Source organism: Streptomyces sp. NPDC043952 (genome assembly GCF_056435325.1).
In genome coordinates this window covers 135,674-161,612 of sequence record NZ_JBWKES010000009.1, presented here as the reverse complement: position 1 = coordinate 161,612, position 25,939 = coordinate 135,674, and the positions used below count along the sequence as shown (strand labels likewise).

The 25,939-nt window shown below is 71.4% G+C and carries 25 protein-coding genes; 2 read left to right on the top strand and 23 right to left on the bottom strand.

Annotated features, from left to right (window positions below; genetic code table 11):
• Window positions 1-86 precede the first annotated feature (86 nt).
• Entirely contained in the window at window positions 87-881 is a 795-nt protein-coding gene (locus AC069R_RS13605) for a S1 RNA-binding domain-containing protein (RefSeq protein ID WP_478766990.1), read from the top strand.
• A gap of 73 nt (window positions 882-954) precedes the next feature.
• On the opposite strand, the gene metK is transcribed toward AC069R_RS13605, so the two are convergent.
• From metK to pyrR, 13 genes are all read right to left on the bottom strand, one after another.
• A complete protein-coding gene (metK, locus tag AC069R_RS13600) occupies window positions 955-2,163 on the bottom strand; it encodes a methionine adenosyltransferase (RefSeq protein ID WP_136101961.1) in 1,209 nt (402 codons plus the stop codon).
• Between the two features lie 248 nt (window positions 2,164-2,411).
• Window positions 2,412-3,614 carry a bifunctional phosphopantothenoylcysteine decarboxylase/phosphopantothenate--cysteine ligase CoaBC gene (gene coaBC / locus AC069R_RS13595; RefSeq protein WP_478767077.1) on the bottom strand — a complete coding sequence of 401 codons (1,203 nt, stop codon included), beginning with the start codon at window positions 3,612-3,614 and terminating at the stop codon, window positions 2,412-2,414.
• A 102-nt stretch (window positions 3,615-3,716) separates the two neighbouring features.
• A complete protein-coding gene (gene rpoZ, locus AC069R_RS13590) occupies window positions 3,717-3,989 on the bottom strand; it encodes a DNA-directed RNA polymerase subunit omega (RefSeq protein WP_005319902.1) in 273 nt (90 codons plus the stop codon).
• Between the two features lie 53 nt (window positions 3,990-4,042).
• Window positions 4,043-4,600, bottom strand: coding sequence for a guanylate kinase (gene gmk / locus AC069R_RS13585; RefSeq protein ID WP_471066056.1), 558 nt, complete (start codon window positions 4,598-4,600; stop codon window positions 4,043-4,045).
• A 60-nt stretch (window positions 4,601-4,660) separates the two neighbouring features.
• Complete coding sequence (locus AC069R_RS13580) at window positions 4,661-4,984, bottom strand: integration host factor (RefSeq protein WP_037651003.1); 324 nt, start codon at window positions 4,982-4,984, stop codon at window positions 4,661-4,663.
• A gap of 270 nt (window positions 4,985-5,254) precedes the next feature.
• Window positions 5,255-6,100: an orotidine-5'-phosphate decarboxylase gene (gene pyrF / locus AC069R_RS13575; protein WP_478766989.1), complete on the bottom strand. Its 846-nt coding sequence runs from the start codon at window positions 6,098-6,100 to the stop codon at window positions 5,255-5,257.
• The gene (locus AC069R_RS13570; protein WP_478766988.1) at window positions 6,097-7,203 is read right to left on the bottom strand and encodes a quinone-dependent dihydroorotate dehydrogenase; all 1,107 of its coding nucleotides are present in this window, start codon (window positions 7,201-7,203) and stop codon (window positions 6,097-6,099) included. Before AC069R_RS13570 ends, pyrF begins: the two co-directional genes overlap by 4 nt.
• Before the next feature lie 74 nt (window positions 7,204-7,277).
• The gene (gene carB / locus AC069R_RS13565) at window positions 7,278-10,586 is read right to left on the bottom strand and encodes a carbamoyl-phosphate synthase large subunit (RefSeq protein ID WP_478766987.1); all 3,309 of its coding nucleotides are present in this window, start codon (window positions 10,584-10,586) and stop codon (window positions 7,278-7,280) included.
• A complete protein-coding gene (gene carA / locus AC069R_RS13560; protein WP_478766986.1) occupies window positions 10,579-11,721 on the bottom strand; it encodes a glutamine-hydrolyzing carbamoyl-phosphate synthase small subunit in 1,143 nt (380 codons plus the stop codon). Before carA ends, carB begins: the two co-directional genes overlap by 8 nt.
• Entirely contained in the window at window positions 11,718-12,278 is a 561-nt protein-coding gene (locus tag AC069R_RS13555; RefSeq protein WP_478766985.1) for a PH-like domain-containing protein, read from the bottom strand. Before AC069R_RS13555 ends, carA begins: the two co-directional genes overlap by 4 nt.
• Window positions 12,275-13,561 carry a dihydroorotase gene (locus AC069R_RS13550; protein ID WP_478766984.1) on the bottom strand — a complete coding sequence of 429 codons (1,287 nt, stop codon included), beginning with the start codon at window positions 13,559-13,561 and terminating at the stop codon, window positions 12,275-12,277. The genes AC069R_RS13555 and AC069R_RS13550 overlap by 4 nt, the downstream gene beginning before the upstream one ends.
• Window positions 13,562-13,565: 4 nt before the next feature.
• Entirely contained in the window at window positions 13,566-14,543 is a 978-nt protein-coding gene (locus AC069R_RS13545) for an aspartate carbamoyltransferase catalytic subunit (RefSeq protein ID WP_478766983.1), read from the bottom strand.
• A 90-nt stretch (window positions 14,544-14,633) separates the two neighbouring features.
• Complete coding sequence (pyrR, locus tag AC069R_RS13540) at window positions 14,634-15,206, bottom strand: bifunctional pyr operon transcriptional regulator/uracil phosphoribosyltransferase PyrR (RefSeq protein ID WP_397986917.1); 573 nt, start codon at window positions 15,204-15,206, stop codon at window positions 14,634-14,636.
• 254 nt (window positions 15,207-15,460) lie between these two features.
• Here pyrR and bldD point away from each other — a divergent pair, with 254 nt between their 5' ends.
• Entirely contained in the window at window positions 15,461-15,964 is a 504-nt protein-coding gene (gene bldD / locus AC069R_RS13535; protein WP_014671524.1) for a transcriptional regulator BldD, read from the top strand.
• 198 nt (window positions 15,965-16,162) lie between these two features.
• Here the strand turns inward: bldD and nusB are convergent, their stop codons facing one another.
• The 10 genes from nusB to ruvX form a co-directional block, all read right to left on the bottom strand.
• Window positions 16,163-16,591, bottom strand: a complete 429-nt coding sequence (gene nusB, locus AC069R_RS13530) for a transcription antitermination factor NusB (RefSeq protein WP_046423695.1) — start codon at window positions 16,589-16,591, stop codon at window positions 16,163-16,165.
• A gap of 2 nt (window positions 16,592-16,593) precedes the next feature.
• Window positions 16,594-17,160, bottom strand: coding sequence for an elongation factor P (gene efp / locus AC069R_RS13525; RefSeq protein WP_478766982.1), 567 nt, complete (start codon window positions 17,158-17,160; stop codon window positions 16,594-16,596).
• Between the two features lie 44 nt (window positions 17,161-17,204).
• The gene (locus AC069R_RS13520) at window positions 17,205-18,311 is read right to left on the bottom strand and encodes an aminopeptidase P family protein (protein ID WP_478766981.1); all 1,107 of its coding nucleotides are present in this window, start codon (window positions 18,309-18,311) and stop codon (window positions 17,205-17,207) included.
• Window positions 18,312-18,391: 80 nt separating this feature from the next.
• The gene (locus AC069R_RS13515; protein ID WP_478766980.1) at window positions 18,392-19,426 is read right to left on the bottom strand and encodes an AAA family ATPase; all 1,035 of its coding nucleotides are present in this window, start codon (window positions 19,424-19,426) and stop codon (window positions 18,392-18,394) included.
• Window positions 19,427-19,596: 170 nt separating this feature from the next.
• The gene (gene aroB, locus AC069R_RS13510) at window positions 19,597-20,688 is read right to left on the bottom strand and encodes a 3-dehydroquinate synthase (RefSeq protein WP_478766979.1); all 1,092 of its coding nucleotides are present in this window, start codon (window positions 20,686-20,688) and stop codon (window positions 19,597-19,599) included.
• On the bottom strand, window positions 20,685-21,200 hold the full coding sequence (locus AC069R_RS13505; RefSeq protein ID WP_478766978.1) for a shikimate kinase: 516 nt from the start codon (window positions 21,198-21,200) through the stop codon (window positions 20,685-20,687). Before AC069R_RS13505 ends, aroB begins: the two co-directional genes overlap by 4 nt.
• Window positions 21,197-22,381 (bottom strand): chorismate synthase, encoded by a 1,185-nt coding sequence (gene aroC, locus AC069R_RS13500; protein ID WP_478766977.1) that lies wholly within the window; start codon window positions 22,379-22,381, stop codon window positions 21,197-21,199. Before aroC ends, AC069R_RS13505 begins: the two co-directional genes overlap by 4 nt.
• A gap of 433 nt (window positions 22,382-22,814) precedes the next feature.
• The gene (locus AC069R_RS13495) at window positions 22,815-23,654 is read right to left on the bottom strand and encodes a shikimate dehydrogenase (RefSeq protein ID WP_478766976.1); all 840 of its coding nucleotides are present in this window, start codon (window positions 23,652-23,654) and stop codon (window positions 22,815-22,817) included.
• Window positions 23,635-25,344, bottom strand: coding sequence for an endolytic transglycosylase MltG (gene mltG, locus AC069R_RS13490; protein ID WP_478766975.1), 1,710 nt, complete (start codon window positions 25,342-25,344; stop codon window positions 23,635-23,637). Before mltG ends, AC069R_RS13495 begins: the two co-directional genes overlap by 20 nt.
• A gap of 121 nt (window positions 25,345-25,465) precedes the next feature.
• Window positions 25,466-25,930 carry a Holliday junction resolvase RuvX gene (gene ruvX / locus AC069R_RS13485; RefSeq protein ID WP_397986908.1) on the bottom strand — a complete coding sequence of 155 codons (465 nt, stop codon included), beginning with the start codon at window positions 25,928-25,930 and terminating at the stop codon, window positions 25,466-25,468.
• Window positions 25,931-25,939: the final 9 nt, after the last annotated feature.

Sequence of the window (25,939 nt, the reverse complement as noted above, 5' to 3'; positions counted from 1 at the left end):
GACACCCTCACCGTAACCACTCCCCGTCTCCGCACTCCACTCGATTCGTCACCGACCCGCCCGGCGCCCCGCCTACGCTCGCCCCCATGACCGAACCGACGCCGGACCCGCTGGACCGCCTGAGAAAATGCCTCGTCGCCCCCGGAGAGGTGCTGACCGGCACCGTCGCCGGGTTCGACGGGGGCGATGTGCTGGTGCTGCTGGACGGCGACGCGCCCGGACTCCCCTCCGGCCGTGTCCCCCAGCACGAACTGACCTGGCGCCGCGCCCGGCACCCGTCGGACGTGCTCACGGTGGGGCAGCGGGTCCGCGTGGAGGTGACGATGCGCGGCGGACCCGACGGCCGGACCCCGCTGTCCGCGCGGGCCTGCGAGGACGCGGCGCTGCACCGCTTCCTCCTCGGCCTCGGGCGCGGGGACGTCATCGAGGGGACTGTGTCCTCCGTGCACCGCTTCGGGGTCTTCGTACGGATCGACGGCGAGCCCGCGCATCCGGTCTACGCGGGAACCGGGTTCATCAATGTCCCGCAGCTTTCGTGGTCCCGGTTCGGGGATCCGGCGGATGTGGTGGCGCCGGGACAGCGGATCCGCGCGGAGGTGCTCGACCCGGACACCCGGCGGGGCCAGGTCGCGCTGTCCCTCAAGACGCTCCAGGACGACCCCTGGGACCAACTGACCGTTGGCGCCGGGGACGTCCTGGCCGGGCCGGTGACCAAGGTCGTCCCCTTCGGGGTCTTCGTCCGCGTGGACGCGTTCGTGGAGGGACTGGTGCACTGCGACGAGCTGGCCGGGCGGAGCGCCGCGGAGGGGCGGGAACTTCGGGTCAGGGTTCTGGAGGTCGACCGCGGGCGGCGGCGGGTCCGGTTGGGGCTCGCCGGCTGAGGCCCGGCACGGAAGGCGGCGAGGCCCGGCCCCCCCCCCGAAGGGAAGCCGGGCCTCGCCGTGCCGTGGGGGATCAGACGCCCGCGGCCTTGCGCAGGGCGTCCACGCGGTCCGTGCGCTCCCAGGTGAAGTCGGGAAGCTCGCGGCCGAAGTGGCCGTAGGCGGCCGTCTGGGCGTAGATCGGGCGGAGCAGGTCGAGGTCGCGGATGATCGCGGCCGGGCGGAGGTCGAAGACCTCGTCGATGGCCTTCTCGATCCGGTCGGTGTCGACCTTGTGGGTGCCGAAGGTCTCCACGAACAGACCCACCGGCTCGGCCTTGCCGATCGCGTACGCCACCTGCACCTCGCAGCGCGAGGCGAGGCCCGCGGCCACCACGTTCTTGGCGACCCAGCGCATGGCGTACGCGGCCGAGCGGTCCACCTTGGACGGGTCCTTGCCCGAGAACGCGCCGCCGCCGTGCCGGGCCATGCCGCCGTACGTGTCGATGATGATCTTGCGGCCGGTCAGGCCCGCGTCACCCATCGGGCCACCGATCTCGAACCGGCCCGTCGGGTTGACCAGGAGGCGGTAGTTCTCGGTGTCCAGCTTGATGCCGTCCTCCAGCAGCGCCTTCAGCTCCGGCTCCACCACGAACTCGCGGATGTCCGGGGCCAGCAGCGACTCCAGGTCGATGTCGGAGGCGTGCTGCGAGGAGACGACGACCGTGTCGAGGCGGACGGCCTTGTCGCCGTCGTACTCGATGGTCACCTGCGTCTTGCCGTCGGGGCGCAGGTACGGGATGGTGCCGTTCTTGCGCACGTCCGACAGCCGCTTCGACAGGCGGTGCGCCAGGAAGATGGGCAGCGGCATCAGGGTCGGCGTCTCGTCGGACGCGTAACCGAACATCAGGCCCTGGTCGCCCGCGCCCTGCTTGTCCAGCTCGTCCTCGTCGCCCTCGACACGGGACTCGTACGCCGTGTCGACGCCCTGCGCGATGTCCGGGGACTGCGCGCCGATGGACACCGACACGCCGCAGGAGGCGCCGTCGAAGCCCTTCTTCGAGGAGTCGTAGCCGATCTCCAGGATCTTTCCGCGGACCAGGGTCGCGATGTCCGCGTACGCCTTGGTGGTCACCTCGCCGGCCACGTGCACCAGGCCGGTGGTGATGAGCGTCTCCACGGCGACCCGCGAAGACGGGTCCTCGCGCAGAAGCGCGTCGAGAATGGTGTCGCTGATCTGGTCAGCGATCTTGTCGGGGTGACCCTCGGTCACGGACTCCGAGGTGAACAGGCGACGGGACACAACGCTCCCTGTGGTTGCAGCGGCTGCTGGCTGATCATTTGCAGTCGACGCGGGGCTGCGCCCGGTCGGCCTTCAACAGTTTATCGGTCGCGCTCGGCCGATGGGCCACTGTCTCGCCTCTCGGGAGCGCTGTGACCTGCGGCACGGGCATTGTGCACAATGCCCGGCGACCTTGGCCAGGGTATCGGTCCCCGATCCGAGCTTGGTCTGAACCGGTCACCGGGTTCGCCCGGCCGGCCGCGCCGGGGTCAGTCGAGGCGGTCCACGACGAGGTCCCAGACGATGTCGGCGAGGGCCTCCTTGGGCCCGTGCGGCACGGGGCTCTCGCTGCCGTCGGCGCCCAGCACGACGGCTTCGTTCTCCTCGGAGCCGAAGGTCTTGCGTTCCCCCACCTCGTTGACGACGAGCAGGTCGCAGCCCTTGCGGGCGAGCTTGGCGCGGCCGTTGGCGAGCACGTCGTCGGTCTCGGCGGCGAAGCCCACGATCACCTGTCCGGCCCTGGCCCGTTCGGCCGAGACCTCGGCCAGGATGTCCGGATTGCGCACCAGGACGATGGGCTCGGGCTCCTTGCCGTCCTTCTTCTTGATCTTGCCGGTGGCGTAGGCGGCGGGCCGGAAGTCGGCGACGGCCGCGGCCATGACGACGGCGTCGGCGTCCGCCGCGGCCTTCAGCACGGCCTCGCGCAGCTGGACCGCGGTGCCGACCTGTACGACGTCCACGCCCGCGGGGTCGGGCAGCTGGGTGTTGGCCGCGATCAGCGTCACCCGCGCGCCGCGGGCGGCCGCGGTGCGGGCGAGGGCGTAGCCCTGCTTGCCGGAGGAGCGGTTGCCGAGGAAGCGCACCGGGTCCAGGGGCTCGCGGGTGCCGCCCGCGGAGACCACCACATGGCGGCCGCGCAGATCGGGCTCCTGGACACCGCGGGCGAGCACCCGGCGGCAGACCTCGAAGATCTCGCCCGGATCGGGCAGCCGGCCCTTGCCGGTGTCGACGCCGGTGAGGCGGCCGACGGCGGGCTCGATGACGACGGCGCCGCGGCGGCGCAGCGTGGCCACGTTCTCCCGAGTGGCGGGGTGCTCCCACATCTCGGTGTGCATGGCCGGGGCGAAGACCACCGGGCAGCGGGCCGTCAGGAGGGTGTTGGTGAGCAGGTCGTCGGCGAGTCCGTGGGCGGCCTTGGCGAGCATGTCGGCGGTGGCGGGGGCGACCACGACGAGGTCGGCGTGCTGGCCGATGCGGACGTGCGGCACCTCGTGCACCGAGTCCCAGACATCGGTGGCGACGGGGTTGCCGGACAGGGCGGAGAAGGTGGCGGCGCCGACGAAGTTCAGCGCGGCGGCGGTCGGCACCACGCGCACGCCATGGCCCGACTCGGTGAACCTTCTCAGCAGCTCGCAGGCCTTGTAGGCGGCGATGCCACCGCTGACGCCCAGTACCACCCTCGGCTTGTCCACCATGTCTCCTCGGTCCGGAAAACGTGCAACACCCATGACACACCACAGGCCCGGCAGCGTGCTGCCGGGCCTGTGGATAAACCCATCTGCGATCTGAAAGTACTACTGCGCCGGGCCCTCGATGGCCTCGGAGGTCAGCAGACCGGCGTTGATCTCGCGCAGGGCGATCGAGAGCGGCTTCTCGTGGACGTGGGTGTCGACGAGCGGACCCACGTACTCGAGGAGGCCCTCGCCGAGCTGCGAGTAGTACGCGTTGATCTGGCGAGCACGCTTGGCCGCGTAGATCACGAGGCTGTACTTCGAGTCGGTTGCCTCGAGGAGCTCGTCGATCGGCGGGTTGATGATGCCCTCGGGCGCGGTGATGGAAGAGGACACGCTCTACCTTCCGATGGATGGAAAAGAATCAATGATCGTGATCACAGTCACGATTACACAACGTCCATCAAGGCTAGCAGCTCGCGGGCCACGTCCTCGACGGAGGTGTTGACCAGGGTCTCGTCGAACTCCGGCTCGGCCGCCAGCTCGGTCCTGGCCGCCTCCAGGCGGCGCTCGATGACCTCGGGCGACTCGGTGCCCCGGCCGGTGAGCCTGCGCACCAGCTCCTCCCAGGAGGGCGGAGCCAGGAACACCAGCCGTGCGTCGGACATGGACTCACGGACCTGGCGGGCGCCCTGGAGGTCGATCTCCAGCAGGACGGGCTCGCCCTTCTCCAGCCGTTCCAGGACGGCCGCGCGGGGCGTGCCGTACCGGTTGCCGGCGAACTCGGCCCATTCCAGCAGCTCGCCGTTGGCGATCAGCTTGTCCATCTCGTCGTCGGTGACGAAGAAGTAGTGGACTCCGTGCTGCTCACCGGGGCGCGGCTTGCGGGTCGTCGCCGACACCGAGAGCCAGACCTCGGGGTGTTCCTTGCGCATATGGGCGACGACCGTGCTCTTGCCGACCCCCGAGGGGCCGGAGAGCACGGTCAGCCGCGGACGTTCACTCATGCAGCGATTATTCCAGCAATCCCGGAGTGTCCGGGACTCCGGTCCGGTGCGGGGCCGGACTCAGGCGCCGGTGCTGCCGAACTCACGCTCCAGGGAGGCGATCTGGTTGGAGCCGAGGCCCCGCACACGGCGGCTCTCGGAGATGCCCAGACGCTCCATGATCTGCTTGGCGCGGACCTTGCCCACGCCCGGCATGGACTCCAGCAGCGCGGAGACCTTCATCTTGCCGATGACGTCGTTCTCCTGGCCCTGCTTGATCACCTCGTGCAGGGAGGCGCCGGAGTGCTTGAGTCGATTCTTGACCTCGGCCCGCTCCCGGCGAGCCGCGGCGGCCTTTTCGAGCGCGGCTGCGCGCTGTTCAGGGGTAAGGGGCGGTAGAGCCACGCCTACGTCACCTCGGATGTCGAACTGTCGGATACGGACCGGTGAGGAACCTAGTCGCCCCACACCTGGGGAGCCACGAGCAACACGCTTGCCCGTTCACCCTCGCTCGGAGACTAGCGGCCAACTCCGCCAGAGTCAGCGAGAACAGCGGAAAAGTCCTGGTCAGCCTCCGTCAGGCCGGACATTTCAGACATACTGCCCCCGATTTGAGGATGTATTCACACTCAATTCGGCGCCGGTCCGCTCAGGCGAGCGGACCGGCGGCGGGTCTCAGCCCCCGGCGACGGCCGCCCCGATCTCCTCCGCGAAGCGCCCGGCCGCCGCGCGCAGCGCCCCGACGTCGGGTCCGTGCCGCAGCACGCCCCGGCTGACGTTCGGCACGACATTGCGTACGGCCGCCCCGAAGACCCCCGGAAGGTCGGCCGGGGTCGCGCCCTGGGCGCCGATGCCGGGCGCGAGCAGCGGTCCGTTGATGTCCAGGTCGTACGAGGACAGGTCGCCGAGCGTGGCGCCGACGACCGCCCCGAAGGAGCCCAGCGGCTCCGCTCCCGCGTTCTCGGCCGCCAGGTGGGCCAGCATGGTCGCGCCCACGCCCCGGCCGTCGGCGCGCACCGCGTGCTGCACCTCGCCGCCCTCCGGGTTCGAGGTCAGCGCCAGCACGAACAGCCCGGCGCCGTGCTGCCTGGCCAGCTCCACGGCCGGGCTCAGCGAGCCGTAGCCGAGGTACGGCGAGACGGTCAGCGCGTCGGAGAACAGCGGCGCGTCCCGGTGCAGGAATGCCTCCGCGTAGGCGGCCATGGTGGAGCCGATGTCGCCGCGCTTGGCGTCCATCACGACCAGGGCGCCGGCCGCGCGCGCCTCCTGGACCGACTTCTCCAGGACGGCGACGCCGCGCGAACCGAACCGCTCGAAGAACGCGCTCTGCGGCTTCAGGACGGCCACCCGGCCAGCCATGGCCTCGACCACGGTGCGGCTGAACCGCTCCAGACCCGCCACGTCGTCGTTCAGACCCCACTCGGCGAGCAGGGAGGCGTGCGGGTCGATGCCGACGCACAGCGGGCCGCGCTCGTCCATGGCGCGGCGCAGCCGGGCGCCGAAGGGCTCGGGCGAAGTCATGCGGGCTTCCTCACATCGGCGCCGACCGCGTCGGCGAGGGTGGCGTAGGGGCTGGTGCGCAGGCGGGCGGCGAGGCCCTTGTGGATCGCGCGGCACCAGAAGGGGCCCTCGTAGATGAAGGCGCTGTAGCCCTGGACCAGCGTGGCACCGGCCAGGATGCGCTGCCAGGCGTCCTCGGCGGTCTCGATGCCGCCGACGCCCACCAGGGTGATCCGGTCGCCCACGCGCGCGTACAGGCGGCGCAGGACCTCCAGGGAGCGGGCCTTGAGGGGCGCGCCGGACAGGCCGCCGGTCTCCCCGGTCAGCGCGGCCGGGGACTTCAGGCCCAGGCCGTCGCGGGCGATGGTGGTGTTGGTGGCGATGATGCCGTCCAGGCCCAGTTCCACGGCCAGGTCGGCGACGGCGTCCACGTCCTCGTCGGCGAGGTCCGGGGCGATCTTCACCAGGAGCGGGACGCGGCGGCCGGCCACCACGCGGTCGGCGGCCTCGCGGACGGCGGTCAGCAGCGGGCGCAGGTGGTCGACGGCCTGGAGGTTGCGCAGTCCGGGCGTGTTCGGCGAGGAGACGTTGACGACCAGGTAGTCCGCGTACGGCGCGAGGCGCTCGGCGGACTTCACGTAGTCGGCGACGGCCTCCGCCTCCGGGACGACCTTGGTCTTGCCGATGTTGACGCCGACCACGGTCTTGAAGACGGGCTCGCGGGTGGCCAGGCGGGCCGCCACGGCCAGCGAGCCGTCGTTGTTGAAGCCCATGCGGTTGATCAGCGCGCGGTCCGCGACGAGCCGGAACAGCCGCTTCCGGGGGTTGCCGGGCTGCGGTTCGCCGGTGACCGTGCCGATCTCGACGTGGTCGAAGCCCAGCATCGACATGCCGTCGATCGCGACGGCGTTCTTGTCGAATCCGGCGGCGAGCCCGAACGGGCCGTGCATCCGCAGCCCGAACGCCTCGGTCCGCAGCTCCTTGTACCGGGGCGCGAGGGCCGCCGCGGCGAAGGTGCGCAGCACGGGCACGCGCACGGCGAGCCGGATCCAGCGGAAGGCGAGGTGGTGGGCCTTCTCGGGGTCCATCCGTTTGAAGACCAGACGGAAGAAGAGGTGATACATCACGTGTCCTCACACCGAGGGGGGACACCGTTTCCGGAGTCCCCCCTCTTGGGCGGCTGGGGTTGCGTGTCTCGCTAGTCGCGGGACGCGGTCAGGTGTTCCGCGTGCTCCTGGAGGGAGCGCACGCCCACGTCGCCGTGGTTGAGGGCGTCGATGCCCTGGACGGCCGCGGCGAGCGCCTGGACGGTCGTCAGGCACGGCACGGAGCGGGCTACGGCGGCCGTGCGGATGTCGTAGCCGTCGAGGCGGCCGCCGGTGCCGTACGGCGTGTTGACGATGAGGTCGACCTCGCCGTCGTGGATGAGCTGGACGATGGTCTTCTCGCCGTTCGGGCCGGTGCCCTCGGACTGCTTGCGCACCACGGTGGCGTTGATGCCGTTGCGCTTGAGGACCTCGGCGGTGCCGGAGGTGGCCAGCAGCTCGAAGCCGTGGGCGACCAGCTCGCGGGCCGGGAAGATCATCGAGCGCTTGTCGCGGTTGGCGACCGAGATGAACGCGCGGCCCTTGGTGGGCAGCGGTCCGTAGGCGCCCGCCTGCGACTTGGCGTAGGCCGTGCCGAAGACGGAGTCGATGCCCATGACCTCGCCGGTGGAGCGCATCTCCGGGCCGAGGACGGTGTCCACGCCGCGGCCCTGGATGTCGCGGAAGCGCGACCAGGGCATCACGGCCTCCTTGACGGAGATCGGCGCGTCCAGCGGCAGCTCGCCGCCGTCGCCGTTCTTCGGCAGCAGCCCCTCGGCGCGCAGCTCGGCGATGGTCGCGCCCAGCGAGATCCGGGCGGCGGCCTTGGCGAGCGGCACCGCGGTCGCCTTCGAGGTGAAGGGGACCGTACGGGAGGCGCGCGGGTTGGCCTCCAGGACGTAGAGGATGTCGCCGGCCATCGCGAACTGGATGTTGATCAGACCGCGCACGCCGACGCCCTTGGCGATGGCCTCGGTGGAGGCGCGCAGCCGCTTGATGTCGAAGCCGCCGAGGGTGATCGGGGGCAGCGCGCACGCCGAGTCGCCGGAGTGGATGCCGGCCTCCTCGATGTGCTCCATGACGCCGCCGAGGTACAGCTCCTCGCCGTCGTAGAGCGCGTCGACGTCGATCTCGATGGCGTCGTCCAGGAAGCGGTCGACGAGGACCGGCCGGGACGGGCTGATCTCGGTGGACTCGGCGATGTAGGCGGCGAGGCGGGTCTCGTCGTAGACGATCTCCATGCCGCGCCCGCCGAGCACGTACGAGGGCCGGACCAGGACCGGGTAGCCGATCTCGTCGGCGATGGCCTTGGCGCCCGCGAAGGTGGTGGCGGTGCCGTGCTTGGGCGCGGGCAGGCCGGCCTCCGCGAGGACCCGGCCGAAGGCGCCGCGGTCCTCGGCGGCGTGGATGGCCTCCGGGGAGGTGCCCACGACCGGCACGCCGTTGTCCTTGAGGGCCTGCGAGAGGCCGAGCGGGGTCTGGCCGCCGAGCTGGACGATCACACCGGCGACCGGGCCCGCCTGCTGCTCGGCGTGCACGATCTCCAGGACGTCCTCCAGGGTGAGCGGCTCGAAGTACAGCCGGTCGGAGGTGTCGTAGTCGGTGGAGACGGTCTCCGGGTTGCAGTTGACCATCACGGTCTCGTACCCGGCGTCGGACAGCGCGAAGGAGGCGTGGACGCAGGAGTAGTCGAACTCGATGCCCTGGCCGATGCGGTTGGGGCCGGAACCGAGGATGATGACGGCCGGCTTCTCGCGCGGGGCGACCTCGGACTCCTCGTCGTAGGAGGAGTAGAAGTACGGCGTCTTCGCCGCGAACTCGGCGGCGCAGGTGTCGACCGTCTTGTAGACCGGGCGGATGCCGAGGGCGTGCCGCACCTCGCGGACGACGTCCTCGCGCAGGCCGCGGATCTCGGCGATCTGCTGGTCGGAGAAGCCGTGCCGCTTGGCGTCGCCGAGCAGTTCGCCGGTCAGCTCGGGGGCCTCGGCCAGCTCGTCCGCGATCTCCTTGATGAGGAACAGCTGGTCCACGAACCAGGGGTCGATCTTCGTGTACGCGAAGACCTCCTCGGGGGTGGCGCCGGCCCGGATGGCCTGCATGACGGTGTTGATCCGGCCGTCGGTGGGCCGCACCGCCTCCCGCAGCAGCGCCTCCTTGTCGCCGGGCTCGCCGGTGAAGGCGAACTGGCTGCCCTTCTTCTCCAGCGAGCGCAGCGCCTTCTGGAAGGCCTCGGGGAAGTTGCGGCCGATGGCCATGGCCTCGCCGACCGACTTCATGGTGGTGGTCAGCGTGGAGTCGGCCTGCGGGAACTTCTCGAACGCGAATCGGGGCGCCTTGACGACCACGTAGTCGAGCGTGGGCTCGAAGGAGGCCGGGGTCTCCTGCGTGATGTCGTTCGGGATCTCGTCCAGGGTGTAGCCGACGGCCAGCTTCGCGGCGATCTTCGCGATCGGGAAGCCGGTCGCCTTGGACGCGAGGGCCGAGGAACGCGACACGCGCGGGTTCATCTCGATGACGATCACCCGGCCGTCCACGGGGTCGACCGCGAACTGGATGTTGCAGCCGCCGGTGTCGACGCCGACCTCGCGGATCACGGCGATGCCGACATCGCGCAGGATCTGGTACTCGCGGTCGGTGAGCGTCATCGCGGGCGCGACGGTGATGGAGTCACCGGTGTGCACGCCCATGGGGTCGAAGTTCTCGATGGAGCAGACGACCACGACGTTGTCGTTCTTGTCGCGCATCAGCTCCAGCTCGTACTCCTTCCAGCCGAGGATGGACTCCTCCAGGAGTACCTCGGTGGTCGGCGAGAGGGTGAGGCCCTGGCCGGCGATGCGGCGCAGCTCATCCTCGTCGTGCGCGAAGCCGGAGCCGGCGCCGCCCATGGTGAAGGAGGGGCGCACGACGACCGGGTAGCCGCCGAGCGTCTCGACGCCCTTGAGGACGTCGTCCATGGAGTGGCAGATCACCGAGCGGGCGGACTCGCCGTACCCGATCTTGCGGCGGACCTCCTCCACCACGCCCTTGAACAGGTCGCGGTCCTCGCCCTTGTGGATGGCCTCGGGCTTGGCGCCGATCAGCTCGACGCCGTACTTGGCCAGGACGCCGTTCTCGTGCAGCGAGATGGCGGTGTTCAGGGCCGTCTGGCCGCCCAGGGTGGGCAGCAGGGCGTCGGGGCGCTCCTTGGCGATGATCTTCTCGACGAACTCGGGGGTGATCGGCTCGACGTACGTGGCGTCGGCGATCTCCGGGTCGGTCATGATCGTCGCCGGGTTGGAGTTGACGAGGATGACGCGCAGGCCCTCGGCCTTGAGCACGCGGCACGCCTGGGTGCCGGAGTAGTCGAACTCGGCGGCCTGGCCGATGACGATCGGGCCGGAGCCGATGACCAGGACGGACTGGATATCGGTGCGCTTAGGCACGCTGGCCCTCCATCAGGGAAACGAAGCGGTCGAACAGGTAGGCGGCGTCGTGCGGACCGGCCGCCGCTTCGGGGTGGTACTGGACGGAGAAGGCGGGCTGGTCGAGCAGTTGGAGCCCCTCCACGACGTCGTCGTTCAGACAGACGTGCGAGACCTCGGCGCGGCCGAACGTGGTGTCGCTGACCTTGTCCAGGGGCGCGTCGACGGCGAAGCCGTGGTTGTGCGCGGTGACCTCGACCTTGCCGGTCGTACGGTCCTGGACCGGCTGGTTGATGCCCCGGTGGCCGTACTTCAGCTTGTAGGTGCCGAAGCCGAGGGCGCGGCCGAGGATCTGGTTGCCGAAGCAGATGCCGAACAGCGGCGTCCGGCGCTCCAGGACGGCGGTCATCAGGGCGACCGGGCCGTCTGCGGTGGCGGGGTCGCCGGGGCCGTTGGAGAAGAACACGCCGTCCGGGTCGACCGCGTAGATCTCGTCGGCGGTGGCGGTGGCGGGCAGGACGTGCACCTCGATGCCGCGCTCGGCCATGCGGTGCGGGGTCATGCCCTTGATGCCGAGGTCGATGGCGGCGACGGTGAACCTCTTCTCGCCGACCGCGGGGACGACGTACGCCTCCTTGGTCGCGACCTCCTCGTAGAGGCTCGCGCCCTTCATGTGCGGCTGGGCCTGCACACGGGCGAGGAGTTCGGCGTCCCCGGCGACGGCCTCGCCGGAGAAGATGCCGGCCCGCATGGAGCCGCGCTCGCGCAGGTGGCGGGTGAGGGCGCGGGTGTCGATGCCGGAGATCCCGACGACGCCCTGGCGCTCCAGCTCGTCGTCCAGGGAGCGCTTGGCCCGCCAGTTGGACGGCACGCGCGCGGGGTCGCGGACCACGTAGCCGGAGACCCAGATGCGGCCCGACTCGTCGTCCTCGTCGTTCCAGCCGGTGTTGCCGATCTGGGGGGCGGTGGCGACGACGATCTGGCGGTCGTACGACGGGTCGGTCAGGGTCTCCTGGTAGCCGGTCATACCGGTGGAGAACACGGCCTCGCCGAAGGTCTCCCCCACGGCCCCGTAGGCGCGGCCGCGGAAGGTGCGGCCGTCCTCCAGGACGAGTACGGCGGGAGTCTTCGCGGCTCCCCTGGTGGAGGTCGTCATCGTGCGCCTTCCGTGTCGTTGATCATGTGGTTGAGCGTGTCGACCCATTCGGGGTGCTCGGCCGCGTGGTCGGAGCGGAAGCCGGAGTCGATCAGCTTGTCGCCGTGCGCCCAGGTCACCACGAGCAATCCGCCCTCGGTGAGGACCTTGCCCGCGATGCCCTTGTCGAGCCGGGCCTCGCGCAGCGCGGCGGCGGGGATGAAGAAGTCGTCCGCGCCGGGGCGCTCGACCTGGAGACCCGCGTCGGTGAGGGTGAGCCGGGCCAGGCTGCGGGTGCCCAGGCCGTGCGCCACGATGCGGTCCAGCCACTGTCCCGCCGTGGTGGAGCCGTGGTAGCGGCCGCTCATGCTCAGTCTCACCGGGCCGGTCTCCTCGGGCACGCCGGGGAGTTCCGGGATGTCGCTCTGGAGCGTGGCTCGCCATTTCCAGCCCTCGCGCATCAGCCAGTAGACGAGCGCGATGAACAGCAGGAGTCCGGCGAGCCAGCCGATGCGGGCCGGCCAGTCGGTGACCGGGGCCGACTTCTCGGCCGCGGCCAGGAGGATTGCAGGTGTCACGTGAGCTTCCCGTCGACGAGCGTGGCCTTGCCCCGCAGCCAGGTGTGCGTCACACGGCCCGGCAGCTCGCGCCCCTCGTAGGGGGTGTTGCGGCTGCGCGAGGCGAAGCCCGCGGGGTCCACCCGGCCACGGTATGCCGTGTCGACCAGGGTGAGGTTGGCAGGCTCACCGGCCGAGACGGGACGGCCGTGTCCGGGGGCCTGTCCGATCCGCGCGGGCTTGACGGACATACGGTCGGCGACGCCGGCCCAGTCCAGCAGACCCGTGTCGACCATGGTCTCCTGCACCACCGACAGCGCGGTCTCCAGGCCCACCATGCCCATGGCGGCCGCGGCCCACTCGCAGTCCTTGTCCTCGTGCGGGTGCGGGGCGTGGTCGGTGGCGACGATGTCGATCGTGCCGTCGGCGAGGGCCTCGCGCAGCGCCATGACGTCGCGTTCGGTGCGCAGCGGCGGGTTGACCTTGTAGACGGGGTTGTAGGTGCGCACCAGTTCGTCGGTGAGCAGCAGGTGGTGCGGGGTGACCTCGGCGGTGACCTGGATGCCGCGGGACTTGGCCCAGCGGACGATCTCGACGGAGCCGGCGGTCGACAGGTGGCAGATGTGGACGCGGGAGCCGACGTGCTCGGCGAGCAGGACGTCGCGGGCGATGATCGACTCCTCGGCGACCGCCGGCCAGCCGCCGAGACCCAGTTCGGCGGAGACGACGCCCTCGTTCATCTGGGCGCCCTCGGTCAGCCGGGGCTCCTGGGCGTGCTGGGCGACGACGCCGCCGAACGCCTTCACGTACTCCAGGGCGCGACGCATGATCACCGCGTCGTCCACGCACTTGCCGTCGTCGGAGAAGACGGTGACCCCGGCGGCGGACTCGTGCATGGCGCCGAGTTCGGCGAGCTTCCTGCCCTCCAGGCCGACGGTGACGGCGCCGATGGGCTGGACGTCGCAGTAGCCGTGCTCCCTGCCGAGCCGCCAGACCTGCTCGACCACGCCGGCGGTGTCGGCCACGGGGAAGGTGTTGGCCATGGCGAACACGGCGGTGTAGCCGCCGCTCGCGGCCGCGCGGGTGCCGGTGAGGACGGTCTCGGAGTCCTCGCGGCCGGGCTCGCGCAGATGGGTGTGCAGGTCGACCAGGCCCGGCAGCAGCACCTTGCCGCCGGCCTCGATCACCTCGGCGCCCTCGGCGTCGAGGCCGGTACCCACCTCGGCGATGGTCTCGCCGTCGATCAGCACGTCCCGCTGCTCGCCGCCGAGCACCTTCGCACCGCGGATCAGGATCTTGCTCATGTTCTTACTTCTCCTCAGTGCGCAAGGGGGCGGCGGCGGGCTCGTTGCCGCCGAGCAGCAGGTACAGGACGGCCATCCGGATGGACACGCCGTTGGCGACCTGCTCGACGGCGGTGCAGCGGCCGGAGTCGGCGACCTCGGCGGTGATCTCCATGCCGCGCACCATCGGGCCGGGGTGCATCACGATGGCGTGCTCGGGCAGCCTGGCCATGCGGTCGCCGTCGAGGCCGTAGCGCCGGGAGTACTCGCGCTCGGTCGGGAAGAAGGCGGCGTTCATCCGCTCGCGCTGCACCCGCAGCATCATCACCGCGTCGCACTTGGGCAGCGTGCTGTCGAGGTCGTACGACACCTCGCAGGGCCAGGACTCGACGCCGACCGGCAGCAGGGTGGGCGGGGCGACCAGGGTGACCTCGGCGCCGAGGGTGTGCAGCAGGTCGACGTTGGAGCGGGCGACCCGGCTGTGCAGGACGTCGCCGACGAGGGTGATGCGCTTGCCGGCCAGGTCCTGGCCGATCCCGGCGTCGCGCCCGACCAGGCGGCGGCGCATGGTGAAGGCGTCCAGGAGGGCCTGGGTGGGGTGCTGGTGGGTGCCGTCGCCGGCGTTGATCACGGCGGCGTCGATCCAGCCGGAGGTGGCGAGCCGGTAGGGCGCGCCGGAGGCGCCGTGCCGGATGACGACGGCGTCGACGCCCATCGCCTCCAGGGTCTGGGCGGTGTCCTTCAGGGACTCGCCCTTGGACACGCTCGATCCCTTGGCGGTGAAGTTGATGACGTCCGCGGACAGGCGCTTCTCGGCGGCCTCGAAGGAGATCCGGGTGCGCGTGGAGTCCTCGAAGAAGAGGTTCACCACGGTACGGCCGCGCAGGGTCGGGAGTTTCTTGATCGGCCGGTCGGCGACCCGTGCCATCTCCTCGGCGGTGTCGAGGATCAGGACGGCATCGTCGCGGGAGAGGTCGGCGGCCGAGATGAGATGACGCTGCATCTGTCAGGCTCCGTAAGGCAGTTCGGGAGGATTGGGGCGAACTCGGGCGCGGGCGGGTACGCCGAAGCGACCTTGGTGCGCTGGGGTTCGCTACTGGCCGGCCGGCTTCACACCGAGCAGTACGGTGTCGCGACCGTCCTCCTCGGCGAGCTGGACCTTGACCGTCTCCCGCAGCGACGTGGGGAGGTTCTTGCCGACGTAGTCGGCGCGGATCGGCAGTTCCCGGTGGCCGCGGTCGACCAGGACCGCGAGCTGGACCGCGCGCGGGCGCCCGAGGTCGTTCAGGGCGTCAAGGGCGGCGCGGATGGTGCGGCCGGAGAACAGCACGTCGTCCACGAGGACGACCAGCCTGCCGTCGAGACCGTCACCGGGGATCTCGGTGCGGGCCAGCGCGCGCGGCGGGTGCATGCGCAGGTCGTCGCGGTACATGGTGATGTCGAGGGAACCGACCGGAACGGCGCGGTCGGTGATCTGCTCGAGCTTGGCGGCCAGCCGGCGGGCGAGGAAGACGCCCCGCGTGGGAATGCCGAGCAGCACCACGTCGTCGGCGCCCTTGGCGCGCTCGACGATCTCGTGGGCGATACGGGTCAGCACCCGCGCGATGTCGGGGCCCTCGAGAACGGGCCGGGCATCGGCTGCCTGCGGATGGGCGTGCGTGTCCATAGAAAACGGACCTCCTTCTCCGCCTCACGGGACGGACCTTAAAGGACGTCGGAATTGCGCCAACCACGGTAGCAGGTCGCGGGGACCGCTCGCGTTCACCCCCTTGGCGCAACGCGTCGGCACTACCACGGAAGCGTCGGGGTGGCCCATTCGGCTTGACGCAGAAGAATCACGCTGCGTAACCTCACAGTGAGTTACCAAAGCGCGCGGCGGGAAGACAGCCGGCCGCGTCGACACAGTGTCCGGGGAGCTATATGTCCAGCGAATACGCCAAACAGCTCGGGGCCAAGCTCCGGGCCATCCGCACCCAGCAGGGCCTTTCCCTCCACGGTGTCGAGGAGAAGTCCCAGGGTCGCTGGAAGGCCGTGGTGGTGGGCTCGTACGAGCGCGGCGACCGTGCCGTGACCGTACAGCGCCTTGCCGAGCTGGCCGATTTCTATGGCGTCCCGGTGCAGGAGCTTCTGCCGGGCACCACTCCTGGCGGCGCCGCCGAGCCGCCGCCGAAGCTGGTCCTCGACCTGGAGCGGCTGGCCACGGTGCCGGCCGAGAAGGCGGGCCCCCTCCAGCGCTACGCGGCGACGATCCAGTCCCAGCGCGGCGATTACAACGGCAAGGTGCTGTCCATCCGCCAGGACGACCTGCGCACACTCGCCGTCATCTACGACCAGTCCCCCTCGGTCCTCACCGAGCAGCTGATCAGCTGGGGCGTCCTGGACGCGGACGCGCGCCGCGCGGTGGCCACGCACGAAGAGGCGTGACGGCGTAGGGTTTTTGCAGAAACGTGACGCCGGGGTGGCTCGAACCAGCTGGTTCGGGCCACCCCGGCGGCGTTTTCGGTGCGGCTTTCCGGGCTGACTTCTCGGTGCCGCGGGCTGACTTCTCGGTGCCGGTGGCCGGGGGCATGCCTCAGGGGCGCGAGGCTCGTCGCCCGGCGCCCCTGAGGGCGGTCTTTCCGGTCAGGCCCGGCGGAGCGACGGCTTCAGCTCCTTGAGCCGCCCCAGCAGACCGTTGACGAACGAGGGCGACTCATCGGTCGAGAACTCCTTCGCCAGCTGCACCATCTCGTCCAGCACGACGGCGTCCGGGGTCTCGTCCACCCAGATCAGCTCGTACGCGCCCAGCCGCAGGATGTTGCGGTCCACGACCGGCATCCGGTCGAGCGTCCAGCCGACCGCGTACTGGGCGATCAGCTCGTCGATGCGCCGCGCGTGCTCGGCGTAGCCCTCGACCAGCTGCATCGTGTACTCGCTGACCGGCGGCTGCCGGGTGTCGGACCGGGACAGCCGGACCCAGTCGGCGAGAACCGTCAGGACGTCGGCGCCGCGCTGGTCGCCCTCGAAGAGGATCTGGAAGGCGCGCTTGCGGGCCGTGTTGCGGGCAGCCACGGTTAGCTGTTCACCCGGCCGAGGTAGTCGCTCGTACGGGTGTCGACCTTGATCTTCTCACCGGTGGTGATGAAAAGCGGGACCTGGATCTGGTGGCCGGTCTCCAGGATGGCGGGCTTGGTGCCGCCGGTGGAGCGGTCGCCCTGGACGCCCGGCTCGGTCTCCTGGATGGTCAGCTCGACGGCGGCGGGCAGCTCGACGAAGAGCACCTCGCCCTCGTGCGTGGCGACGGTGGCGGTGAAGCCCTCGACGAGGAAGTTGGCGGCGTCGCCGACGGCCTTGCGGTCGACCATCAGCTGGTCGTAGGTCTGCATGTCCATGAAGACGAAGTAGTCGCCGTCCATGTACGAGAACTGCATGTCGCGCTTGTCGACAGTGGCGGTCTCGACCTTGACACCGGCGTTGAAGGTCTTGTCGACGACCTTGCCGGAGAGCACGTTCTTGAGCTTGGTGCGCACGAAGGCCGGGCCCTTGCCGGGCTTGACGTGCTGGAACTCGACGACGGACCAGAGCTGGCCGCCTTCGAGCTTGAGCACCAGGCCGTTCTTGAGGTCGTTCGTGGAAGCCACGGTTGCGGAATCTCCTGGACTGACGTACGACCCCGGGTCACGCGCTACAGCGCGAGCAGCTCCTTGGTCGTGATGGTGAGTAGCTCGGGTCCGCCGTCCGCCTCGGGGCGCACGACGAGCGTGTCATCGATCCGGACACCGCCCCGGCCCGGAAGGTGGACCCCCGGTTCGACGGTGACCGGCACGCAAGCGTCCAGTTTACCCATGGCCGAGGGGGCGAGCTGCGGGTCCTCGTCGATTTCGAGTCCGACGCCGTGCCCGGTGAGCGGCGGCAGGGCCTCCGCGTAGCCCGCCGAGTCCAGCACCTGGCGTGCCGCGCGGTCCACGTCACGGCAGGCGGCGCCGGGGGCGAGGGCCTCGCGGCCGGCGCGCTGGGCGGAGAAGACCAGGTCGTACAGCTGGATCTGCCAGTCCGCCGGGGAGGTGCCGATGACGAACGTACGGCCGATCTCACAGCGGTAGCCGCGGTAGGTCGCGCCGAGGCAGACGGAGAGGAAGTCTCCCTCCTCCACCCGACGGTCGGTGGGCCGGTGGCCGCGGCGGCCGGAGTTCGGGCCGGTGGCGACGGAGGTCGGGAAGGCCGGGCCGTCGGCGCCGTGGTCGACCAGGCGGCGCTCCAGCTCCAGGGCGAGGTGCCGTTCGGTGCGGCCGACGAGGATGGACTCCAGCAGCTCGCCGAGGGCCTGGTCGGCGATCTCCGCGCCGATGCGCAGGCAGGAGATCTCCTCCTCGTCCTTGACGACCCTCAGCTGCTCCACGGCGCAGCCGACGTCGGCGAGGCGCAGGGCCGGGGCGACGGCGGCGATGGCCCGGTGCCGGGCGACCGTCAGATGGTGTTCCTCGACGGCGAGGGAGTCCGCGCCCTGGTTGTGGGCGAGGTCGGCGGCGGTGACGGCGGTGTCGCCGCCCCGCGCGGGCAGGACGTGCACCCGCAGGGCGTCGTCCGGCCGGCCCTCGAAGGGGCGCTCGTCGGGCGGGACGGCGCACACCAGGAGGTCCTCGCGGCTGCCGAGGAGCAGGACGGCGCCCTGCGGGGCGGCGGCCGCGAGGTAGCGCACGTTGGCGGGGCGGGTGACGAGCGCTGCCGCGGTGCCGGCCGCGTTGAAGTGGTCCCGGAGGCGGGATCGGCGGTTCGCGTACACCTCTGACATGAGATGAGCGTAGGAGTTTTATGCCGTTTGTGCCGATTTTTGGGGGCCGAGTGGGGTTCGGGGGGCCGGGCACCCCGTGATCACCAGTTCGGTGGGCTCGCTATCGCTCTCGCCAGGACCTCGTCCAGGACCCTCGCCGTGCCCGGTACGTCCAGTTGGGAGTTGTCGATGATCGGCAGGCCCGAGCCGTACCAGCCGGCCATGCGGCCGTGGATGCGGGCGACCTCCTCGTCGGTGAGGCGGCGGTTGCCGGTGCGCTTCGCGTTGCGCTCCAGGACGATGTCCAGGCCGGGCAGCAGGACGACCGGGAGCAGGCCGGGGCCGACATGGCGCTTCCAGCCGCCGAGGCCGACGACGGGGCGGTCCGGGAAGACCGCGTCGTCCAGGATGCAGGAGATGCCGTTGGCCAGGAAGTTGCGCGCGGCGAAGCCGCAGGTGCGGCGGGCCAGGCGGTACTGGGCCTCGGAATGGTCGTTCCAGCCGGACTGGGGGTCGGCGAAGCCGGAGCGGACCCACTCGCGGACGTCGTCCAGGCTGATGTGGGCCGTGGGCACGCGCCGGTGGTCCGCCCAGTACTTGGCCACGCTGGTCTTGCCCGCGCCGGCGGGACCGATCAGCAGGACGGCCAGCGTGGTGGTCGTCGGATCGGGCACCGCGGTGGCGGTGGGCGCCGGGGTCGGCACGCCGAAGGGGGCGCCCGGTGGCAGGTGCACATGACCGGTGCTCTCGGGGACCGGGGGCTGCGGGTGCGCCGGGGCGGCGGGAGGGGCGGGAGCCGGGGGCTGGGCAGGGGCCGGGGGCTGCGCGTGCGGGTGCGGGTGCGGACGCCCCGACGGCGACGGTGCGGGCGGAACCGGTGACGGCTGCCGGCCCGGAGGAACCGGCGGCTGTTGTCCCGCAGGGGCGGGCAGGGATGGCGGCGGCTGCCGGCCCGGAGGGACCTGCTGTCGGCTCGCCGGGATCCGTGGGGATGGGGGCGGGAAGGCCGGGGGCGGGGCGGCGGAGCCCTGCGCGGGGGGTTCGCCGGGGGGTTGCGCGGCCGATGGCCAGCCGGTGTCCGGCCGGTGCCCCGGCTGGTGGGGCGGCGGCAGCGGAGATCCCACTGCGTGCTGCATCCGTTGCCACTCCGTCTCGTACAGGCAGTTGGGGGTGCAGGCGGCGGGGGGCGGGCCCCGCTCCTGCGCGAACGGTACCGTCCCCGGCCGTCGTTCGGTGAAACGGCCGGGGGCGGCCCGAAGTGCCCGGTGCGCCGGGAAAGCCGGCGCGGCCTGCGAGAACGGCGGGGCTACTCGCCGACTTCCCCGTAGGCGGCCAGCAGGACGGCCGGGTCGGGGCCCTCCAGGACGGTCGGCTTGGCCAGCCCGTCCAGGACGATGAAGCGCAGCAGATCGCCGCGGGACTTCTTGTCGACCTTCATGTTCTCGACCAGCTTGGGCCACTGGTCGTAGCGGTAGTGCAGCGGCAGGCCGACGGATTCGAGGATCGCGCGGTGGCGGTCGGCCGTCGCGTCGTCCAACCGGCCCGCGAGACGGCCCAGTTCGGCGGCGAAGTGCATGCCGACCGCGACCGCGGCGCCGTGCCGCCACTTGTAGCGCTCGTTCTTCTCGATGGCGTGCCCGAGCGTGTGGCCGTAGTTGAGGATCTCCCGGCGGCCCGACTCCTTCAGGTCCGAGGAGACGACCTCGGCCTTCACCCGGATCGAGCGTTCGATCAGCTCGGCCGTGTGCGGGCCCCGCGGACCGCGCGCGGCTTCGGGGTCGGCCTCGATCAGATCGAGGATCACCGGGTCGGCGATGAAACCGGCCTTGATGATCTCGGCGAGCCCGGAGACGTAGTCGTTGACCGGCAGGGAGTCCAGCGCGGCCAGGTCGCACAGCACGCCGGCCGGCGGGTGGAAGGCGCCCACCAGGTTCTTGCCCTCGGCGGTGTTGATGCCGGTCTTGCCACCGACCGCCGCGTCCACCATGGCGAGCACGGTGGTCGGTACGGCGATCCAGCGCACCCCGCGCAGCCAGGTCGCGGCCACGAACCCGGCGAGGTCGGTGGTCGCGCCGCCGCCCACGCCGACGATGACATCGGTGCGGGTGAAGTGGGACTGGCCGAGCGCCTTCCAGCAGTAGGCGGCGACCTCGGCGGTCTTGGCCTCCTCGGCGTTGGGCACCTGGATGGCGATCGCCTCGTAGCCCTGCTCGGCCAGGTCGGCGCGGAGCGCGTCCCCGGTCTCGGCCAGCGCCTCGGGGTGGACCACGGCCACCCGCTTGGCCTTGGGGCCGATCAACCCCGCCAGTTCGCCCAGGAGTCGGCGGCCGACCAGCACCTCGTACGGGTCGGTGCCCGCGGTGCCCGCGACCTGGATCCGGGTGACTGCCTCGCTCATGCCTTCTTCAACTCCAGTGCGTCCAGCGCCGCTTGCGCGACCTCTTCGGGGGTGCGGCCGTCCGTCGGTACGACGGCGGTGGCGACCTCCTCGTACAAGTGGCGCCGCGCCTCCATCAGCTCGCGCCACTGCTTGCGCGGGTTGACCGCGAGCAGCGGGCGGGCCACGTTCAGACCGGTGCGCCGCGCCGCCTCCTCCACGTCCATGGAGAGGTAGACCACCGGGTGCCCGGCGAGCAGGGCGCGGGTGTCCGCGTCGAGGACCGCGCCGCCGCCGAGCGCGAGGACGCCCTCGTGATCGGCGAGCGCGGTGGCCACGGCCGCCTTCTCCAGCGCCCGGAAGTGCTCCTCGCCCTCGTCCACGAAGATCTCGGAGATCTCCCGGCCCTGGGCGGCCACGATGTCGTCGTCGGTGTCCCGGTAGCCGGTGCCCAGCCGCTCGGCCAGCAGCCGGCCCACGGTGGACTTGCCGACGCCCATCGGGCCGACGAGGACCAGACGCGGCCCGCTCATCGGATCCGCAGGTTGTCGAGGTACGACCGCACGTTCCGGCGCGTCTCGGCCACCGAGTCGCCGCCGAACTTCTCCGCGACCGCGTCGGCCAGCACCAGCGCGACCATCGCCTCGGCCACGATGCCCGCGGCCGGCACCGCGGAGACGTCGGAGCGCTGGTGGTGGGCCTGCGCGGCCTCGCCGGTGGTCACGTCCACGGTGCGCAGCGCGCGCGGCACCGTCGCGATCGGCTTCATCGCGGCCCGCACCCGCAGCAGCTCACCGGTGGACAGACCGCCCTCGGTGCCGCCCGCGCGGCCGGAGACCCGCCGGATGCCCTCCGGGGTGCCCACGATCTCGTCGTGCGCCTGCGAGCCCGGCACCCGCGCCAGCTCGAAGCCGTCACCGATCTCCACGCCCTTGATCGCCTGGATGCCCATCAGGGCACCGGCGAGTCGCGCGTCCAGCTTGCGGTCCCAGTGCACATGCGAGCCCAGACCGACCGGCACGCCGTAGGCCAGCACCTCGACCACACCGCCCAGCGTGTCGCCGTCCTTGTGGGCCCGGTCGACCTCCTCGACCATCGCCCTCGACGCGTCTGCGTCCAGGCAGCGCAGCGGGTCCGCGTCCAGCTTCTCCACATCGGCCGGCGTCGGGTACACCCCGGCCGGGGCCTTCACCGAGCACAGCTCGACCACATGGGAGACGATCTCGATCCCGGCCGTCTCCTTCAGGTACGACCGGGCCACCGCGCCCAGCGCCACCCGCGCTGCCGTCTCGCGGGCGGAGGCGCGCTCCAGGATCGGGCGGGCCTCGTCGAAGCCGTACTTCTGCATGCCCGCCAGGTCGGCGTGGCCGGGCCGGGGCCGGGTCAGCGGCGCGTTGCGGGCGAGCCCGTCGAGGATCTCGGCGTCGACCGGGTCGGCCGACATGACCTGCTCCCACTTCGGCCACTCGGTGTTGCCGACCATGATCGCGACGGGCGAGCCGAGGGTCAGTCCGTGCCGGACGCCGCCCAGAAAGGTGACCTCGTCCCGCTCGAACTTCATCCGCGCACCGCGGCCATAGCCGAGCCGCCGCCGCGCGAGGTGGTCCGCCACCATCTCCGTGGTGATCGGTACGCCGGCGGGAAGGCCCTCCAGCGTCGCCACAAGTGCGGGACCGTGGGACTCCCCCGCGGTCAGCCAACGCAGCCTGCTCAACGGTGCTCCTCAGTGTTCGCGCCCGGTACTGCCCGGCCCACGCGTTCGTGCGGGCGCCGACGACGTGACCGGATGCGCGACCCCGGCCCGCCATGTCCGATCCTCCCACGTCCGGGGCGGGTGTCCCGTGCCCGGTCCAGCAAGCGGACGGGACCGTGGACGACCGGCGGGCACGGCGCGGGCCGACCGGCGGGCGCGGCAGGCCCGGCCGGCGGTGGGGGCAGGCCCAGCCAGCGGACACCGCGCGGCCCGACCGACGGGCGGCGCAGGCCGATCGGCGGTGGGGGCAGGCCCGGCCGGCGGGCGCGGCGCGGGCCGACCGACGGCATCGGGGCGGGACGACCGGCGGACGCGGAGCGGGACGACCGGCGGACGCGGGGCGGGACGACCGGCGGGTGCGGCAGGCTTGGCCGGCGGGTGCCGGTACGGCGGGTCAGCGGGCGGCGAGCGCCGCTTCTCCGGCCCGGCGCATGGCCTCCAGCGGTGCCGGGGCGCGTCCCGTCATCTGCTCGACCTGGAGGACGGCCTGGTGGACCAGCAGGTCGAGCCCGCCGACCACGGCCCCGCCGTACATGGACCAGCGGGCCGCCAGCTCGGTGGGCCAGGGCTCGTAGAGCACGTCGAAGAGGGTGGCGGGACGCTCGGGCACGGCGGCGGCGAGGGCGTCGGTGGTGCCGGCCGGGGTGGTGGCGATCACCAGCGGGGCGCGCAGGGCCTCGGCGGCGTCCGACCAGTCCGCCGTACGGACGTCCACGTCCAGGCGGCGGCCCCACTGGCGCATCTCGGCGGCGCGGGGCTCGCTGCGCACATAGGCGACGACCTCCCCGGTGCAGACGCGGGACAGGGCGGCGAGGGCGGAGGAGGCGGTGGCGCCAGCGCCGAGGATCGCGGCGGACTCGACCTGTTCGATGCCGTGTTCGCGCAGCGCGGCCACCATGCCGGGGATGTCGGTGTTGTCCCCGCGTGTACGGCCGTCCGCGTCGAACACGACGGTGTTGACCGCGTCCACCGAGGCGGCGGTCTCGCTGACCTCGTCCAGCAGCTCGATGACCGCCCGCTTCAGCGGCATGGTCAGCGACAGCCCCGCCCACTCGGGCCCGAGCTTCTCGAAGAAGCCGGGCAGGCCCGCCTCGTCGACCTCGAACCGGTCGTACGACCAGCCGGTGAGCCCGAGTTCGGCGTAGGCGGCCCGGTGCAGCACCGGGGAGAGCGAGTGGGCGATGGGCTTTCCGAGCACGGCGGCCCGGCGGGCGTCAGTTGCCCGAGGTGGCATTGAACTTGTCCTTGAGCTGCTTGAATTCTTCGTAGGTCTTGGCGAATTCGGTATTCGTCGTACCGTCGGTCGCCACGAAATAGATCCAGCCGTCGTGGGTCGGATTCAGCGCCGCCTTGAGCGCGTCCTCGCCGGGGTTTCCGATCGGACCGGGCGGCAGGCCCTTGTGCGTGTACGTGTTGTACGGGCTCTGGTTGCTGTTGATCTCCTTCTCGGAGATATGGATGTTGCTGGTGCCCTTGGCGTAGTTGTACGTCGAGTCGAACTGGAGCAGCTGGTTCGTCTCGGTGTTGGTGGGCTTCAGGCGGTTGTAGACCACCTCGGCCATCTTGCGGAAGTCCTCGTGCGTCTTGCCCTCGGCCTGGACCAGGCTCGCGACCGTGACCAGCTCGAACGCGTCGTGCAGGCCGAGAGACTTGGCCTTCGCGTCCAGGCCGTAGGCGGCGTACCGCTCCTTGGCCTGGGCCACCATCTGCTTGAGAATCGCGTCCGGCTTCATGCCCTTGGCGGCCGCGTAGCTGCCCGGGAAGAGGAAGCCTTCCAGCGGGTCCTTGATATCGCTGTTCGTCGACACCCAGGCCGGCAGGCCGAAGGTCCGGTATTCCTTCGCGGCGACCTTCTGGGTCGTTCCGGAGGCCAGTTCGAGTTTCTTGTCGATGTCCTGGTAGACACCGGCATTGCGCTCGCCCGGCCGCACCATCACATTGTTCTGACTCTTCGGGTCCAGCATCATCCGCACCGCGCTCGCGGCGGACATCTCCTTTTTCAGGAGATAGGCGCCGGCCTGGATCGAGTCGCCGCCCGGTGTGGTGCCCTGGGCGTGTACGAAGGCCTCGGCGCTCTTGACGACGCCGGCCTCCTTCAGCCGCCGCCCGATGTCCCAGCCGCCGGCGCCCTTGGGGATCTCGACGGTCACCGTCTCGCCGGTGCCGTCGCCCGCGTAGTCCGGGGCCGGGGCGAAACGATTTTGGTAGAACTTGTAGCCGTAGTAGCCGACCCCGCCGAGGCCGCCGCCGAAGACCAGGACGACGACCATGCAGGCGCAGCCGGTGCGCCGTTTCTTGCTCTTGACGGGTTTTCGGCCCTTGCCGCCGCGCCGCTCCCGGCGGCCGGCCCGCTCGTACTCCTCGCCGTCCTCGTCGTCATCGCCGCCGCCCGCGAAGAAGGCGTGCTCCTCCTCGTCACCGGCGGGCGCGTCCGGCTCGGGTTCGGCCTCGGGCCGTCTGCGGCCGGGGGGCTCCGGCGGCGGGTAGGCGTCCTCGGTGCCGTAGAGGTCGGGCTGCTCGGCGCCGTACGCCACGGGCTGCTGCCCGTAGGGGTCGCCGGGGTCGGCCGCGTAGGGCACCTGGCCGTGGGTGCCGGTCGCGTCCCAGCCGCCCTGGTGGCCGGAGCCCTGGTGACCGGGGTGCTCCGGCTGCTGCGGGTACTGGCCCTGGTACTGGGGGTCGTACTGGGGATGACCCTGGTTGCCGTAGTCCGGGTACTGCTGACCGTCGTACCCGTGCTGCCGGTCCTGCGACCAGTCGCCGCCGTACTGCTGCGGCTGCTGCGGGTACTGCTGCTGCGACGGGCCGCCGTAGGCAGCCTGGTGCGCGGCGTACGCCTGCTGCCCTTCCCATCCGCCGTCCCCGTACAACGGGTCCTGCGGATGCCACGGTTCGGAGCCCGGGCCCCGGCCATACTCGGTCATCGATCCCCTAGAGCCGCGAGGCCGACGGTCACGCGGCCGGGGGCCGGCTTCCGCTCCGCCTCTTGCTGTGCGGCGGCTGTTCGAACGCCGCCGCATCGCGCGGAACGTTACCGTATCGCGATCAGATGACCACTTCGACGCCCTCGCCGGGTGGCTTACCTGACACCCGTTCGGATTCGAGTGCCTGCTGGAGGATGATCACAGCGGCGGCCTGATCGATGACGGCCCGGCCCTTCTTGGACTTCACACCCGAGGCCCGCAGGCCCTGGGTGGCCGTCACGGTCGTCATCCGCTCGTCCACGAGGCGGACCGGCACCGGCTTGATGCCCTTGGCGAGTTCCTGGGTGAACGCGCGGACCTTGACGGCGGCCGGGCCCTCGCCCCCCTTGAGGGAGCGAGGGAGACCGACGACTACCTCGATCGGCTCATACTCCGCCACCAGTTGACGCAACCGGCGGTGGGCGGCGGGGATGTCCCGGCCGGGGACCGTCTCCACCGGTGTGGCGAGGATCCCATCGGGGTCGCACGAGGCGACCCCGATCCGGGCGTCCCCGACGTCGATCGAAAGCCGACGTCCTCTGCGCATTTCCGACCG